This window comes from Vibrio sp. Vb1554 (genome assembly GCF_033344235.1).
In genome coordinates this window covers 1-16,338 of sequence record NZ_JAWPOJ010000038.1, presented here as the reverse complement: position 1 = coordinate 16,338, position 16,338 = coordinate 1, and the positions used below count along the sequence as shown (strand labels likewise).

General features: G+C 42.3%; 15 protein-coding genes and 1 riboswitch. Of the genes, 9 read left to right on the top strand and 6 right to left on the bottom strand.

The annotated features are described in order from the left end of the window. The 5 genes from proW to R8N28_RS21280 all read left to right on the top strand — a co-directional run bounded on the left by proW (position 1) and on the right by R8N28_RS21280 (position 5,225). The gene (gene proW / locus R8N28_RS21300; protein ID WP_005377778.1) at positions 1-1,086 is read left to right on the top strand and encodes a glycine betaine/L-proline ABC transporter permease ProW; all 1,086 of its coding nucleotides are present in this window, start codon (positions 1-3) and stop codon (positions 1,084-1,086) included. Continuing rightward, on the top strand, positions 1,079-2,086 hold the full coding sequence (gene proX / locus R8N28_RS21295) for a glycine betaine/L-proline ABC transporter substrate-binding protein ProX (protein WP_005385703.1): 1,008 nt from the start codon (positions 1,079-1,081) through the stop codon (positions 2,084-2,086). The genes proW and proX overlap by 8 nt, the downstream gene beginning before the upstream one ends. 194 nt (positions 2,087-2,280) lie before the next feature. Beyond that, positions 2,281-4,230: an LTA synthase family protein gene (locus tag R8N28_RS21290; protein ID WP_054576468.1), complete on the top strand. Its 1,950-nt coding sequence runs from the start codon at positions 2,281-2,283 to the stop codon at positions 4,228-4,230. 146 nt (positions 4,231-4,376) lie between these two features. Further along, positions 4,377-4,742 carry a VOC family protein gene (locus R8N28_RS21285; protein WP_005377781.1) on the top strand — a complete coding sequence of 122 codons (366 nt, stop codon included), beginning with the start codon at positions 4,377-4,379 and terminating at the stop codon, positions 4,740-4,742. Between the two features lie 99 nt (positions 4,743-4,841). Then, the gene (locus tag R8N28_RS21280; protein ID WP_005377782.1) at positions 4,842-5,225 is read left to right on the top strand and encodes a hypothetical protein; all 384 of its coding nucleotides are present in this window, start codon (positions 4,842-4,844) and stop codon (positions 5,223-5,225) included. 89 nt (positions 5,226-5,314) lie between these two features. On the opposite strand, the gene R8N28_RS21275 is transcribed toward R8N28_RS21280, so the two are convergent. After that, positions 5,315-6,049, bottom strand: coding sequence for a chromosome partitioning protein ParA (locus R8N28_RS21275; protein WP_033905210.1), 735 nt, complete (start codon positions 6,047-6,049; stop codon positions 5,315-5,317). 31 nt (positions 6,050-6,080) lie between these two features. Further along, a complete protein-coding gene (locus tag R8N28_RS21270; RefSeq protein WP_005377784.1) occupies positions 6,081-6,239 on the bottom strand; it encodes a hypothetical protein in 159 nt (52 codons plus the stop codon). 527 nt (positions 6,240-6,766) lie between these two features. Then, a riboswitch (glycine riboswitch) is annotated at positions 6,767-6,866 on the top strand. A 122-nt stretch (positions 6,867-6,988) separates the two neighbouring features. On the opposite strand from R8N28_RS21270, the gene R8N28_RS21265 reads away from it, so the two are divergent. Further along, positions 6,989-8,365 (top strand): alanine/glycine:cation symporter family protein, encoded by a 1,377-nt coding sequence (locus R8N28_RS21265; protein ID WP_065274483.1) that lies wholly within the window; start codon positions 6,989-6,991, stop codon positions 8,363-8,365. A gap of 118 nt (positions 8,366-8,483) precedes the next feature. Here R8N28_RS21265 and R8N28_RS21260 read toward each other — a convergent pair whose 3' ends face one another. Both R8N28_RS21260 and R8N28_RS21255 read right to left on the bottom strand, forming a co-directional pair. Continuing rightward, positions 8,484-9,050, bottom strand: a complete 567-nt coding sequence (locus R8N28_RS21260; RefSeq protein WP_065274482.1) for a threonine transporter RhtB — start codon at positions 9,048-9,050, stop codon at positions 8,484-8,486. Continuing rightward, positions 9,050-9,685 carry a LysE family translocator gene (locus R8N28_RS21255; RefSeq protein ID WP_017820932.1) on the bottom strand — a complete coding sequence of 212 codons (636 nt, stop codon included), beginning with the start codon at positions 9,683-9,685 and terminating at the stop codon, positions 9,050-9,052. The genes R8N28_RS21260 and R8N28_RS21255 overlap by 1 nt, the downstream gene beginning before the upstream one ends. 223 nt (positions 9,686-9,908) lie before the next feature. Here R8N28_RS21255 and R8N28_RS21250 point away from each other — a divergent pair, with 223 nt between their 5' ends. Continuing rightward, complete coding sequence (locus R8N28_RS21250) at positions 9,909-11,456, top strand: carboxypeptidase M32 (protein WP_318183431.1); 1,548 nt, start codon at positions 9,909-9,911, stop codon at positions 11,454-11,456. A gap of 133 nt (positions 11,457-11,589) precedes the next feature. Here the strand turns inward: R8N28_RS21250 and R8N28_RS21245 are convergent, their stop codons facing one another. Both R8N28_RS21245 and R8N28_RS21240 read right to left on the bottom strand, forming a co-directional pair. After that, a complete protein-coding gene (locus R8N28_RS21245) occupies positions 11,590-12,558 on the bottom strand; it encodes a hypothetical protein (RefSeq protein WP_065274480.1) in 969 nt (322 codons plus the stop codon). 8 nt (positions 12,559-12,566) lie between these two features. Beyond that, a complete protein-coding gene (locus R8N28_RS21240) occupies positions 12,567-12,734 on the bottom strand; it encodes a hypothetical protein (protein ID WP_162780829.1) in 168 nt (55 codons plus the stop codon). Positions 12,735-13,380: 646 nt separating this feature from the next. On the opposite strand from R8N28_RS21240, the gene R8N28_RS21235 reads away from it, so the two are divergent. Together R8N28_RS21235 and R8N28_RS21230 are read left to right on the top strand one after the other, a co-directional pair. Further along, on the top strand, positions 13,381-14,028 hold the full coding sequence (locus R8N28_RS21235; RefSeq protein WP_065274479.1) for a hypothetical protein: 648 nt from the start codon (positions 13,381-13,383) through the stop codon (positions 14,026-14,028). Positions 14,029-14,120: 92 nt separating this feature from the next. Continuing rightward, a complete protein-coding gene (locus tag R8N28_RS21230; RefSeq protein ID WP_065274478.1) occupies positions 14,121-15,749 on the top strand; it encodes a relaxase/mobilization nuclease domain-containing protein in 1,629 nt (542 codons plus the stop codon). Positions 15,750-16,338: the final 589 nt, after the last annotated feature.

Sequence of the window (16,338 nt, the reverse complement as noted above, 5' to 3'; positions counted from 1 at the left end):
ATGTCTTCAGAGCAAACTAACAATGATCCCTGGTCAAATACTGCTCCTGCGCAAGATGATCCTTGGTCGCAAGGTACAGAGGCCGCGCCAAGTAATGATTGGCTCAACTCAGAAACTGTAGAGCAAGCGCCATTCGATATTATGAACCCATTCCAAGATGCGGTTTTACCCCTCGATAGCTGGGTAGAATCCGGTTTGAACTGGCTGGTGGAACATGGTCGACCTGTTTTCCAAGCAATACGAGTTCCAATCGACTTTATTCTAACGTCGTTTGAAACTGCTTTGGTGTCTACACCTGCGCCTATAATGGTACTCATTTTATTTTTGCTAGCGTGGCAGTTTTCCAATGTAAAACTTGGTTTTTCTACTCTTGTATCCCTTGTTTTCATCGGCCTAATTGGTGCGTGGTCACAAGCGATGACAACGCTAGCACTGGTGTTAACCGCCGTTTTCTTCTGTTTGCTTATAGGGCTACCAATGGGGATATGGTTGGCAAGGAGCCAAACCGCTGCCAAATTTGTTAGGCCAATATTAGATGCAATGCAAACGACTCCCGCGTTCGTTTACCTTGTGCCAATTGTTATGTTGTTTGGTATTGGTAACGTTCCTGGCGTAGTAGTAACGATCATTTTCGCCCTGCCTCCCGTTGTGCGCCTGACTATTTTGGGTATTCAGCAAGTACCTGAAGAGCTTATCGAAGCTGGCCACTCTTTCGGGGCAAACAAAAAACAGATGCTTTATCGCATCCAGTTACCGTTGGCGTTACCAACCATCATGGCAGGTGTAAACCAAACCTTAATGCTGTCACTTTCTATGGTAGTGATTGCTTCAATGATTGCTGTTGGCGGCTTAGGCCAAATGGTACTTCGTGGTATTGGCCGACTTGATATGGGTCTTGCTGCCGTTGGTGGCTTAGGCATCGTTATTCTTGCGATTTTGTTAGACCGTATCACCCAGGTGTTAGGGGTTAATGCGGGCAACACTAAACTTCGCTGGTATCACACAGGTCCTGTTTCATACCTATTAAAACTGAAAACAAAGACGAACCAAGACGATCTAAAACTTAGGAGAAACATCAATGAATAATTCATGGAAGAAAGCGCTCTCTGTTGGAGCTCTAAGTACTATCGCATTTTCAACTTATGGTGTGGCAAGTGAACTACCGGGTGAAGGTGTCACTGTTCAGCCTGTTCAATCAACCGTTGCAGAAGAAACATTTCAAACGTTGATCGTAAACCGCGCACTTGAAGAGCTTGGTTACGATGTTAAACCGACCAAAGAAGTGGACTACAACGTAGGCTACACCTCTATTGCTAAAGGTGATGCTACTTTCTTAGCGGTTGGTTGGTTCCCTCTTCACGCCGATAAGTACACGATGTCTGGCGGTGATGATAAGTTCTTCCGTAAAGGCCAATACGTAAGTGGTGCTGCGCAAGGTTATTTGATCGATAAGAAAACCGCGGAAAAATATAACATCACGAACATTGGTCAGTTAAAAGATCCAAAATTGGCGAAGCTATTCGATGCAAACGGCGATGGCAAAGCGGACTTAACTGGCTGCAACCCAGGTTGGGGTTGTGAAATGGTTGTTGAACATCAGTTGGATGCTTTCAAACTTCGTGACACAGTAACACACAACCAAGGTAACTACGCGGCGATTATCGCTGATACAATCTCACGTTACAAAAAAGGCGATCCGATTCTTTACTACACTTGGACACCGTACTGGGTAAGTGGCGTTTTAGTTCCAGGGAAAGATGTTGTGTGGTTAGAAGTGCCATTCTCTTCACTTCCTGGTGAGCGTAAGGACATTGATACGACACTAGAGAACGGTAAGAACTACGGCTTCGAGATGAACTCTATGCGCATCGTTGCTAATAAAGAGTTTACAGAAAACAACCCTGCTGCTGCAAAGCTGTTTGAAATCATCAAACTAAATATCAATGATGTTAGTGCTCAGAATATGATGATGAGCCAAGGTAAGAACAGCTCAGCGGACATCGAGTCTCATGTAAATGGCTGGATCAAAGCGAACCAGAAAAAGTTCGACGCATGGGTCGAAGAAGCGAAGAAAGCCGCAATGTAATCATGCCTTTATCAACCTCTAGAGCCAGTTGGTGTTATCAACTGGCTCTTTTTTTACACAAACGCCCCTCCCCCTTACATAGACATACCAACACTTACACTACTCGACCATAAACCCACATTATAATTCACGTTTATTTCACGCTTGCTTTGCTAAAAACAACACAACATAACAATTAAACTATTCGAATAAATATGAAAAACTTATCAAGGAGCTCTGTGTGGGGGCCTTTGCAGCCAATTGCTGCCTTTTCTTTGTTTTCGCTTCTATTTCTGTCTATCTCAAGAGTTTTGCTAGCTTTTTGGCAGATTGACCGTATTGACTCTCTAAACGACTTAATTTACATCCTAGGTCAAGGTTTGCGCGTAGATATTGCAACGCTTTGCTGGTTATTTATTCTTCCAGCACTGTTTTCAACCTTCATGCCATTAACCGGTAAGATGGGAGAGTGTTGGAAGCGAATATTACGCATATGGATGGTTTTAGGGCTTTGGGTGCTTGTATACATGGAGCTCGCAACAGCGCCATTCATTCAGGAATACGACCTACGTCCAAACCGCCTGTTTGTGGAATACTTAATCTACCCAAAAGAAGTCTTGAGTATGCTCTGGACTGGCTACAAATTAGAACTGTTTATTGGTGCGTTAGGTACAGTTTTAACCATCACTTTAGGTTGGAAGTGGAGTAAGAAACTGACCGATAAGGCGCAGCAGGTCAACTGGAAATGGCGACCACTATTGGCACTTTTCGTTGTTCTTTTTGGGGTTGCAGGTGCTCGCTCATCTTTAGGTCACCGCCCGCTAAATCCTGCTATGGTCGCCTTTTCTAACGATCCACTGCTTAACGACTTAGCACTGAACTCATCTTACTCATTGTTGTTTGCGGTTAATAGCATGAAGTCAGAAAAGAGTGCTGAGCAGTTCTACGGAAAAATGGACACTCAAAAGATGTTGGAATTAGTTCGCACTTCATCAACAAAGTCCGACTTCACCCCTTCATTACTCCCAACCATGAACAGTAACCCCGCGACTTACCAGGGTAAACATAAAAACTTAGTGATTTTGCTACAAGAAAGCTTAGGCGCCCAATTTGTCGGTGCTTTGGGCGGTTTGCCTCTAACACCAAACCTTGATGAACTCATGAAGGAAGGTTGGCAGTTCACACAAATGTACGCCACTGGTACTCGTTCTGTTCGTGGAATTGAAGCCGTAACCACGGGCTTTCCTCCATCTCCCTCTCGCGCTGTAGTGAAGCTGAGTAAAAGCCAAACGGGTTTCTTTACTATCGCGGACTTACTGAAAGCTCAAGGCTATCACACGCAATTTATTTACGGCGGTGAAGCCAACTTTGACAACATGAAAACTTTCTTCTTTGGTAACGGTTTTGATCAAATAGTAGAAGAAGACGATTATAACAACCCAAGCTTTGTTGGCTCTTGGGGTGTTAGTGATGAAGATCTATATAACAAAGCAAACGAAGAGTTTGAACGCCTTTCAAAAAGCGACAAACCTTTTTTTAGCTTAGTTTTTACGTCAAGTAATCATAGCCCTTATGAGTATCCAAAAGGCAAAATTGAGCCATACGATTCAGAATATATGACGCGTAACAACGCCGTTAAATATTCCGATTACGCTTTGGGCACTTTCTTTGAAAAGGCGAAAAAGTCATCTTATTGGGATGATACCATTTTCATTGTAATTGCAGATCATGATGCACGTGTTTCTGGCGCTAACCTTGTTCCAGTTAAGCACTTTCACATTCCAGCATTGATCCTTGGTAAAGGCATTCAACCACGTAAAGATGACCGCATAGCAAACAACATAGACATGCCGCCTACACTGTTATCTCTGATTGGGGTAGATGCTAAAACACCGATGATTGGTCGTGATTTAACGAAGCCACTGGCTCGCGAAGATGAACGCGCAATGATGCAATACGACAAAAACTTTGGTTATTTAACGCGCGACAATCTCGTTGTGCTTTCCCCTGGTGAAAAGATATCGACCCTGGCGTACGACTTTAAAGACCAAACCATGAAGCCGCTAGAGGTGGACGAATCTATTATCGAGCGTGCAAAAGCAAACGCATTATTTGCATCTAAAGCGTATCAAAACAACTGGTATTCTTCCAAACACACTCATTAATACCAATGATTCCGCTGATAAAAAGGAGCTAAACGGCTCCTTTTTCTTATTCTGTCACTTACCTTCGAGAATGTTCTACTGACAACTCCTGTCGTTCCTTTCCGTTAGATTGCCCCTACTATTTCTAATTGATTAAGGAACAAACCATGCTGACTATCAATTCATTCGTTCTCTACGTTGAGGACATCCACATAAGCCAAGTTTTTTATTCGAAACTGTTCGAACGCAAAGTCACGCAGTTGTCTCCAACCTTCGCCGCTATTCCACTGACCGAAGGCTTAACGTTGACACTCAAGCAAAGAGATAATCTTTCACCCTACAGCGGAATTAGAGGTGGTGGCACCGAGTTGTCTTTATCGGTGCCCAATAGTCATATGCTAGAGCGCATTTACAAGCGCTGGAAAGACCTAGGTGTTGAGTTTGTTCAACCACCAGCGACATCAGTGTATGGGTTAAATTTTATGGCTATCGATCCAGATAAGCATCGCATTCGTGTTTTCATAAATGAATAAAAATGCGTTAAAAATGCTTTTTACCCATTCCCAATGTGACTTCAATAAATTAGACTCAAGGAAACATCAAAAGCGGCGTAGTAATAAGAAGGAATGCCCATGAGCTCAAGTATGATCCTTAGCGAATCCCTAATCGAGAGCGGAAGAGATATCCCCCTCAAAGAACTGCTTTATGCAAAGCGCGTGCTGGATAACTACATGGCAGTAGCCAAAGAAAGTAGCCCGCTTGAGCTATTAACTGAGATGAAATCGGCAGCAAAGCAAGTAGAATACTTTACAACGACGAGTAACCCGTGTGAGGCTCGTAATGTCATCAGTCAGATGATTGATAAAATCGACACCGCGGAATCTTTTGCTTCGTTCAAAGCATTAGCAGGTAAGCCATCTCAAGCACTCAATGAACTAATTGAAGATCGAGCTCAGCTGATTAAACACGAACGAGAGCTCCTGCTCGCCTCAGGCTATGACGCCTCACGAATCTAATATACGCGACAGGCTAAAAGTCATAGCTAACAACGAAAAAGGAGCTCTTAAAGAGCTCCTTTTGCTTTTCAAAACCGGATACAAAAGACTTAAAGGCCGATATCTTCCGTTATTGCTTTGATTTGTTTGAGGTCCATTTTATAGACTTCAATCATTTGATCGACCTGACTTAGTCGTGAATTAGCTTCATCATGTTTATCACACGCGTCCGACTTCACGTCCCAAGATTTGCCTTCTAAAAATACGTCACACTCTTTCTTGAGTTTCTCAATCTTAGGTAATAATTTCGACCGTTCTTTCTCGAGAGACTCTAATTCTTGCGAAATTTTCAGCTCTTTCTGGAATACTTCGCGGGACCGCTCAAACATAGTCGCTTGCATATCCGCTTGACGACTCAACTTCTCATTTTCTGACTTCGTCGTGTTGATCTTATCTGCCTGCTGCTTCAATTGAGACTCTAGTGACAAGTTGACCTTCTCGACCTCAGTCAATTGCTTTTGCAACTTCTTAAGTGCTTTCTGGTGCGCTTCGTCTTTCGCGGCAAGTAACTCACTAACTTGGTTTTGTATTTCTTGGTCAAGCGCCTCTTCACGCACTTTTACTTGAGATTCCAACTGGGTTTTATCTTGCGTTAGTGCTTGATACTTTTCTTCTAATACGTGGTAAGTCGATTCCCACTTGTTCGCAGTGACAACCGATCCAACAAGGCCACCAAATGCCAAGCCTAACACCGCAGCGATTGCGATATAGATATGCGTACGTTTGTCACGCTCTTCAATGACAACTACGTCGTCTTGCTCTTCCATTTTGTTCTGAGAACTCACCGTATACTACTCCAAGGACTCTTTTACTTTGCTAGCGGATCAATTCCGCAAACATAATTGATGCTGTATAAATCAGAAATGCGCCAATTAATGTTATAACGGTCGCTTTTTGGACTTTTTCATTGGTTCGATAACGAAACAGCACAAATGCTACTGCAATCAACACCGCAATGGCTAATAATCTGGTCATACCGCCTCCTTGTCCACTCATGAAAAACTGCCTAGGTCCGTAGACTGTTTCACAAAGATTCATTGTAACCCATTTATACGTACCATAAGGTCAACTTAGCGTAGATTTTAAAATAAGTGCTCCGATTTTAATCAATTTTGTGTCCTTAATTGAATAACTTATGTCGTAACGATCGAAACACATTTATCGTTCTGAAGTGTTTTTGGGTTCCATTCCCTAACCCAATAAATTTTATTTATGCCGTGACTCGCACAAAAAGATTGGCAAACATACCTTCATGAAAATAGATAAGGTTATTTCATTGAAAATAAATTGACATAGGGTGTTGAAATGGACCAAAAACATGATAGAGTTCACACGTTAATGATGACCAGCATCATTAACTAACCTTTACTCATTTAATTGAGTAATTGTTCCGATGAAGACTGCAGGAGAGTGGTTATTAATCAAATTTTAACATTTGATTAGCATAACTCGCCGAAGAATTAACTATTTCAGGTGCTACCTAGGTAGCGGGGACTGTAGTTGGAGGAACCTCTGGAGAGAACCGTTAAATCGGTCGCCGAAGGAGCAAGTCTTGCACTCACGCAAGGTGAAACTCTCAGGCAAAAGGACAGAGGAGTGGAAAGTTACAACCTAACTATTTTGCTTGGCCTTCCCGCCTACAGCCAATAGCTTAGTTCTTTTAGAGATCGTTGATCTCGTCCTTTCCCTCTTCTCCTTATTAGTTGTTTTATTAAGGGGAAATCATGAACAACCTACAATCTTTACTACAAACCATCGATAATTTTGTCTGGGGTCCACCGCTGCTTATTTTGCTAGTGGGTACAGGTGTTTACTTCACTTTTAGCCTTGGCTTGATCCAGTTTAAACACCTCCCAACAGCGCTAGCGATGGTATTCAGTAAAGATAAGTCATCTAATACTCAAGGTGACATTTCTAGCTTTGCAGCTCTTTGTACTGCACTCTCAGCAACAATTGGTACTGGTAACATTGTTGGTGTTGCCACAGCAATCAAACTCGGTGGACCAGGCGCTCTATTCTGGATGTGGCTCGCTGCCCTTTTCGGAATGGCGACTAAATACGCCGAATGTTTGTTGGCGGTTAAGTACCGAAGAGTCGATGATAAAGGCCAAATGATTGGTGGCCCAATGTATTACTTGCAATACGGTGTTGGCTCAAAAGCTCTCGCGATCATGTTTGCAGTGTTTGCTTTAGGTGTTGCTTGTTTTGGTATCGGTACGTTTCCACAAGTAAACGCGATTCTGGATGCAAGTGAGATATCTCTTGGTGTTAACCGTGAGCTATCTGCCTTTGTACTAACTCTTTTGGTTGCTTTCGTAACTTTGGGTGGCATCAAATCCATTGCTAACGTTGCAGGAAAAGTGGTTCCTACCATGGCTGTATTTTATGTGTTGGCGTGTTTAAGCGTGATCATCATGAATGCAGACCAATTGTTCAATGCCGTTGAATTAGTGCTGGTTTCAGCCTTTACATCAACAGCAGCGACTGGTGGTTTTCTAGGTGCAAGCATCATGTTGGCAATCCAATCAGGTATCGCTCGCGGTGTGTTCTCAAATGAATCAGGTTTGGGTAGCGCGCCTATGGCAGCAGCAGCAGCGAAGACAGACTCTTGTGTTAAACAAGGCCTAATTTCAATGACGGGTACCTTTTTCGATACCATCATTATTTGTACCATGACAGGCCTTGCTCTAATCCTGACCGGTGCATGGCAAAGTGACCTAGCAGGCGCCGCGATGACGACTCATGCTTTTGCGGTGGGTTTAAATGCAGATACATTTGGCCCTATGCTCGTCTCAATCGGTTTGATGTTCTTCGCTTTTACCACCATTCTTGGTTGGAACTACTACGGTGAGCGTTGCGTTGTGTTCCTGTTCGGAACTAAAGCTGTGCTTCCATACAAACTGATTTTCGTTGGCTTGGTGGCATCTGGTGCATTCCTTCACCTCGATATGATTTGGCTACTGGCTGATATCGTAAACGGTCTGATGGCAATTCCTAACCTGATTGGTTTGATCGCACTGCGTCACGTCGTACTGGCAGAAACCAAACTGTTCTTTAGCTCAACATCGCAATCAGGTGAAGTTGAAGCAGTGAAAGCTTAGTGAAATGACAGCTGTTCGGTCACAAACTACCAGTAACGGAGAGCAAAGCACATTAGAAATGGTAAAAACATAAAGCCCGCTATTATTTAGCGGGCTTTATTTATCTTCGGTTAAATGGTTAATCTCTCAACCATTGATGCTCAACGTTTTCTCCACGTTCTTCAAAAAACTTCGCATTTTTTTGCTTGAATTGATCCGCTTTCAACTCTGATAGCGGCCAGTCTAAAAATGCTTCTGTTACAAACGAGTCGCCGACACCAACCTCAATCGATTCCAGATGTTTCCCGATGTAGCGATAAAAGTAGCCTTGCACAAACGCATCGCACACCATAGGTACATGCCTGACACGTTGATGATTGACAGAGACCGAAGCCCAAGTCGTCGTTTTAGGTTCACAGGTTTGCTCTTTTACAACGTCGACCTCAAATTTATTGTCCATAGTTGTCGAAACAAAAACGACAATAGCGTCATGCAAATACACACGCCTGAGCAATAACTGTTTAGTGTCTTGAGTTCGCGTTTGTTGTATTCCATTAGCAAAAGGCTCGAAGTAGCCCCAGTGCCAAGACCAGATCATGCCGCGTTGCGCAAACTGTACTTGTGGCCACGTATGCCAAGCAACAGCGGCACCTATCCCCACAATAAATACAGCGAGTAGTATCAACAATCGATAAATATTACGCATTAAACGGGTTTTTCAATTAATAACTTCACACCAAGTGCGACTAATACTGCGCCCGTCGCGCCTTCCATCCACTTCATAAAGCTTGCATTCTTTAGTAGATTTTTAGCCGAGTTAAGCGCGCCAGCTAAACCACACTGCCAAACCATCGCAATAGCAAAGTGTACAGATGCCATCATCATTGATTGAAGCAAGGGTGAACCTTCTGGATTCACAAACTGTGGTAAGAAAGCCAAATAGAAGACCGCCGTTTTCGGGTTCAAGACGTTAGAAAGAAAGCCCTCTCTAAAAGAGCGCTTACCATTAAACACTTCGTGAATCTGCTCGGTCACGGTCAATCCATCTTTCGACGACATTAGCGCTTTTAAACTGCTCAAACCAAGCCAGATAAGATAAGCTGCGCCAATCATTTTTACGATTTGGAACAACTCTGCTGATTGCGCAAGAATCGCCGAGATACCAACCGCAGAAAAAAAAGCATGTACGAATAAGCCAAAGCAAATCCCTAGACTGGTTGTACATCCATCTTTTAGGCCCGAGCGGCTAGTGTTACGGATAACAAGTGCAGTATCTAAACCTGGCGTTAACGTTAAAATCGTAATGGCAATAATAAATGCCTCGAAATTCAAAATATCCATATTATCGTGATAATTAATTGTCAATCCTTCATCAATACCGCCAATCCACAAGATTCGCAAGCTTCTTTTTTAAGAGGGCTATACAACTGGGTGAGTTTATGGACAATGGGTTGGAGTTAATTGTTAATTATTAGTAAATTAACGCAGGTTGCTTAGTGCAACACCATATGAAGGACCCGTTATCGGGTGTTTAGGGAAAGAACAAAAGAATAAGAGTAGTCACATGAACGCATTTACAAAACTCGTTGAACATTCCAAAAAAGTGGCAAATTTTGAGCATCTATCTGCCATCATAGATTGGGATCAAGCAGCGGTCATGCCACCTGGTGGCGCTGAAGCACGCTCGAATGCCACGGCAGAGCTTGATGTACATATCCATTCTTTAATGACTCAACCGCACTTGGGAGAGCTTTTCGCTCAGGCAGAAGAAGACACGCTGTCTACAAAAGAAAAATCTATCCTAAGAGAAATGAAGCGTGGGTGGCAGCAAGCTAACTTACTACCAGAATCATTAGTTCAAGCTCAATCTCTTGCTGGCTCCAAATGTGAACATGCATGGCGTACACAACGTGGAGAAAATGACTGGGCTGGTTTTGAAAAGAACTGGGCTGAAGTAGTAAAGCTATCGCAGGAAGAAGCGCAAATTAGAGCCGAAGCAAATGGCACGACTCCTTATGATGCCATGCTCGATGTTTATGAACCTGGCACAACGTCTGCGTCGTTAGACATTCTTTTTGCTGACGTGAAAACCTGGCTTCCTACTTTGATCGATGAAGCGCTTGAAAAACAACAATCAGACAACATCTTATTGCCAACTGCACACTACCCTGCGGAAAAGCAAAAAGCGCTCGGTTTGGAAGTCATGAAGCTACTTCAATTCGATTTTGAACACGGTCGACTTGATGAGAGTACCCACCCATTTTGTGGCGGTGTACCGACAGATGTACGTATTACGACACGTTATAATGAAAACGAGTTTGTCCAATCATTGATGGGGATTGTCCACGAAACTGGCCATGCTCGATACGAGCAAGGGCTACCAAAAGATTTATCAGGAACACCCGCGGGAGAAGCTCGCTCTATGGGTATTCATGAATCACAATCACTCTTCTTTGAAATGCAAATAGGACGAAGCAGCGCGTTTATCGATCACCTCGCTCGACTGGCTTCTAACCATTTTTCTGGTAGTGAATTCGAAAAAGACAATTTAGCCAAAATTTACACTCGCGTAGAAAAAGGCTTTATTCGCGTAGATGCTGACGAACTTACATATCCTGCTCACGTTATTCTTCGATATGAAATTGAGCGAGATCTCATGAACGGCGTCATCAAACATACAGATGTACCAGAACTCTGGAACGAAAAGATGAAAGCGTACTTGGGGCTATCAACCGAAGGAAACTTCAAAAATGGCTGTATGCAAGATATCCATTGGACAGACAGCCAGTGTCGAATGTTAACTACAGGAAAACACAATTATCGTGACGGTTGCATGCAAGACATTCATTGGTGTGATGGGAGCTTTGGGTACTTTCCTAGTTATACATTAGGTGCTATGTACGCAGCACAATTTATGGCTTCTATGAAGAAAACAGTAGACGTGGATGGTGCGATTCAGGCAGGTGACCTTTCACCTATCTTTGCTTGGTTGAGCGATAACATCTGGAGCAAAGGCAGCTTATTAACAACTGACGAGCTAGTCACTCAGGCGACAGGGGAAACTCTAAACCCTCTACACTTCCAAAATCACCTTCGGAATCGTTATTTGTAATTTGGCGGTATAGACTTCGGCATAAGGTTACAATATTGTACTCGGTACTAAGGGCTATCGCGCGTGAATGGTAAGCTGACCAAGTCTCACCATAGATAGCCCTTCAAAGCCATATGTGACTAGTTAACACAATCTAAAAATAGGTACTTAAAACTACTTTTTTAATAGCCCCAGTGTGAAAAATTCCTTCGCTATAGTATTTCTGTAAGCAAGGTGCACATATTAAATTATCAATATAACCAGCCTTTTGCTGACCACATCTAACACATGGTTGCCCCTCTTCCCTAGTAGAGGCCTGAACATTAGGTACGGCTGCTCTAGCTTTTCTTAGCTTCTTGTAAGGTTTATGCTTAACAGTCTCAACAGCCGATTTGCGTAGAGTCTTTACTGGTGGATTTCGGTCTGACTCTTCGAGCATTTCATTTAGCTTCTGACTAAGCGCTCTATGTATCGCCATATAGCGAGCATGAGCCACCCAATTTCTTTGTCCCGAATTTAATACATAATCCATCACAAGTGATTTAAAAGACTCGTGATTTTCATGTTCATACGTTGCGTACAATAATTGCAATGGTTCAAGATTAATATCGACAACCGAGATACCTTCATATCTATTACTGTCAATCATTGAACGACCTTGATAGCTAAAATGAATCCCAAAGGCATAACCATTTACACAACACAGCACGTCTAATTCTGAAAGTGGTGGGGTTGGCTCAACCTCAAAATCATCAATGTTCAATACGTGTGACCGAGTTACTAGTCCAGACACTGAAACTTCCCTCCCGTACTTATCCTGCTTAGTAAGTAACAGTTTCCATTCAGGAAGTTGGATCTCAAGTTGGCTTAGTTCTCGCAAACACTGCTTGATTACTAACCTTGCAACGACACAGAATGAATATTTGCACTCTATCGTCTCACCCTGTTGCTCTTTCGACTTTTTATCGTGAGCAAAATGATGAATCATCTTCTCAGGACTGGGCCCTTTTTTTGCAACTAAGTTCTGTTTACAACTAGGGCAAACACAAGCACACGCCCTACCTCTTTTTACTTCGCTGACATCAAAGTACTTCCCTTCTTTTAGACCAAAAGGTATTAGCATCGATAAGGCTACCTTTGTTCATGAAAACTCTTTGTGGAAATATCTGAGTTACAGCTAGGCTGTTTTAGAACAGCTTTTGTAACTCTAGCTGACGAATTTACCGCCTTCACAAATTCATCTGCACCTTCTGTGGTAAACACCTTTCGAGCTTTGCGCTGTTTTACTTTACCTGCCATACGCCTTCCACTTAGCACGCGACCTCAACTCGACAAGTTCGAAGAAGTCGGCCAATATTTTCAGCCTTAAGCATAATGGTATTTCTTCTCCTACTCAATTATTTTGCTTCGAATCGTTAATTATTAACTTAATCAACCCAAGACCATAAATCACCACACGATACCTTTTAAAAGGTAATAAGTTGACTAACTATAATTTTATATTATGCGGAAAGTAGCCCACTTTAATACACCCCCACTGTAAGTGCTTTATCATTTATTAAGTTATCAATACATAATTTATTTCATATGAGAAAAATAAATTATTTTCCAAATAACTCAAACTATACTCAATATTAAATTTCATGTCAGTTGAATAAATCGCATACAGTGGATTAAAATAAAACATAGGAACACTATTTTAATTTATGCCCATGAATAATGGGAATGCACTCCATGAGTGCGGGCATAAGAACAATCACAATGTTTCCACTACATTAAAAAACACGGAAACAAGCCAGTACTAATTATTTCTCGTTCCTCGAAATTAATTAGCAGCTTGTCCTGCGGAGCTTCCTCGCTAACGCTGCGGTGCTCGAACCTTACGGTTCTGCGCTTGTCGCTCCGTTTCTCTTTACCACTAATAAAAATAATAAAGGTAATCAGTATGATTAATTTTGAATTGAGCATCAGAGAAAAGCTAGACCAAATGAGCATTGCAAAGCTCATCGAACAACGTCAGCTCGTAATTGAAATGCAGGGTGACTACCGTCATCTGAGGGATTCTGAAGAGCAACTTGAAGTCCTAAAACTTATTGAACAGCGTATCAATAAACCAAACCGAGGCAGACCACGGAAATCAGCAGAATCAAAATGCAGTGAACAGGTCAAAATCAATATTACTCCCCAGGAAAGAGCTGAACTCGAGTACCGCAGGACAAGGCTAGGGTACAAACACCTAGCCACTTACATGCGCGATATCACCCTGAACCTGACACCAGATCTGCAAGTCAGTTCTATAGAAAGACCTGAGCTTGATGAAGATTTTCTCGAATCAATATATGAAGATATTCAGTTCTCAAGCGTTCAACTGATGCATGCCTTACAGGAAAATGTACTAGATAAAGAGACAGTAAGCCTCATCATCGAATACCTATCTCTGATTCAACAAAAGCTTGCAAAGCGAGAGCAACAGGAGTTAGCAGAATACAACTCAGATTTCGCTTTGATGCTTGCTAATAGGCACTTGACCCAAGAGCAGCTTCAAAAACTCGCTGACTTTAAAGAGCTACGCCAAGAAGCAACTTACATGTAACCAAGGGGCGACTATGTCGCTCCCTTCCGACCCCGTCGGGTCGAACCTATCGAATCTGCATCACCACATAACAATTATAAGAAGGTGTACTTATGGCTATTCACAAGATATTCGAAACTAAAACGCCAAGCAAAAAACAATCTATTGAAGACCAGTCTGCTGCAACTACCAACTACTCCGCGGGCACAACCAAAGTTCTACAGCAATGTGTCCGTGTCGAATACGCTTCAGGCAAGTTCAAGCCCCATGAAGAAGACGACATCATTAGTGAAAAAACTGAATTTCTGATGGCGCACAATATCTCATCACCACTCCCTATCTTAAAAACGCCCCACCTCAAGGTTCACGAGATGAATTGGTCTGACATCGGTCGTGAGATAGCAAATTATCAAAGCAAGACTGGCATGCAGAAACCCACCAGCCACCGAATGATATCTCTTCAGAAAGGCGAGCGGCTTAGCGATAAACAATGGCGCAAACTCGTGAAGAAGTATATGCGAAGGATGGGACTCCAACACACAAAATATGTTGTGTTTATTCACCATGATACCGACCATAGCCACATCCACATCAACTGCGGCACCGTAGACGTAAAAACGAAAAAAGTCGTCAATGAATGGCAAAACCACCCTCAAGCCACGAAAGTTATGCGTAAAATTGAAAATGAATTTGGGCTCGGCAGCGTCGCGAACCCAAGCGATAAGTTTAACGACAGAGTTGAGAACTCTAAACTAAAGCCCATTCACATCACACCAAACAAAAAATCTAAAGGGGGCGATAAAGCTCAAATACGACGCAAATTAGACTTTGTACTTGAGCAAAACAGACTACTAGATGTCACGCCGACTCTTCCAGTTTTCGTCGAGCAACTAGAAGCTGTTGGTGTGCAAGTTAGGTTCAGCTACAAATCTCATGCTGATAAGCTCCCTTGCGGCATGTCTTACCGTTTAAGTAAACCCAACAAGGCTAGAAGCAGGACTAACAGGCCAGCTCCGTACTTCCCCTCCTCCAAAATGGGCCATAGCAATGCATATTCCCTAAATAAGCTATTGAGTAACGGTCGATTCACAATAAGCGAGAGTGATAATAAAAGCTTCAAACAGCTAAACATGCGTGAGTCTAAACGTGCTTATGCTATTGTCAAAGACCCAATCCAGACGATTGACAATGAGCATTGTCATCTTCTTAGTAACGGTGACCGCTACTGCAATGTGGTGCTTCGCTTCAGAGATAAAGACTTCACCAAAATAAGCCGAGTAGTGAAATACTCAAATCTCCGTGCCTACTTACAGCTCTACAATGAAAAAGGCTCAAGAGAGTACGATTCCAAGCTTCATGGTTTTGTCTTCAGGATCAGAATCAATCAAAGATGGCACAAAGAGAGCTATAGCCAATCTTGGTTCAATTCTCCAAAAATGACTCGTGATGAATACTCTGCATTGGTCAATCAACGTCTCGCAGAGCTGTTAATTGAATTCATTGAAACATTACTGCGCATGTTGGGCTTTGGCTCACCAGAAATTAATGTTGAAAGCCACCTTGGCGACTACCAAAAGCAGTCTGACTTCCATCTGAAACGCAATAACGGCCTAAACACCGTCCACACCATCCCTCAGATTTTAGATGCAATACATGATGCTGGCGCAAGTGGACATATCCAGCGCTACCAAGAGATGCGCGAGGAGCAAGAGCTTAAATTGACCTTAGAAAGAACATTCTAGTCCACTATTTTTAGTCAACTTACCCCAATATTCATTAAACCGAGTAAGTTGACTAAATTAATTTCCTTATTATAAGAAAACCAACACCACCAAAGAATAACCACAATTAATTAGCTACATATAATCTCAAAAATAAAAATAAACACCTCTTTAATACCAAACAATTAAAATAAGTCAAAAAACTTTTTATTGAAAAGAATGAAATAAGAACTTACCATTTAATAAATCCTAAAATAAAAATAATAAAAAGGACAACTTATGCTCAGTGTAATTGAAGCTAATAAAATCATTTCCGACATGAACAAAAAGAAAATCAACTCAGAAAACATTAAGGTCTGGTATCAGCTTCGACTCCCAAAAAATAATGGCAAATCCATATCAGTCAGGGGAACAGTTATTGATAACGACTCAGTGGTCTCCTCTGAGGTTATCTTTCAGATCCCACTGGATGCGGTCACCACCATACCGTGTTCAAAGTACGACATCGAACACAGATACGCCACAGAGTATTTTCGTAACTCTTCACCCGCGAGCTATTGACTGTGGTTTACGCTAGGAATGCTGGCACCTGATAATTCACTTTAAGCAT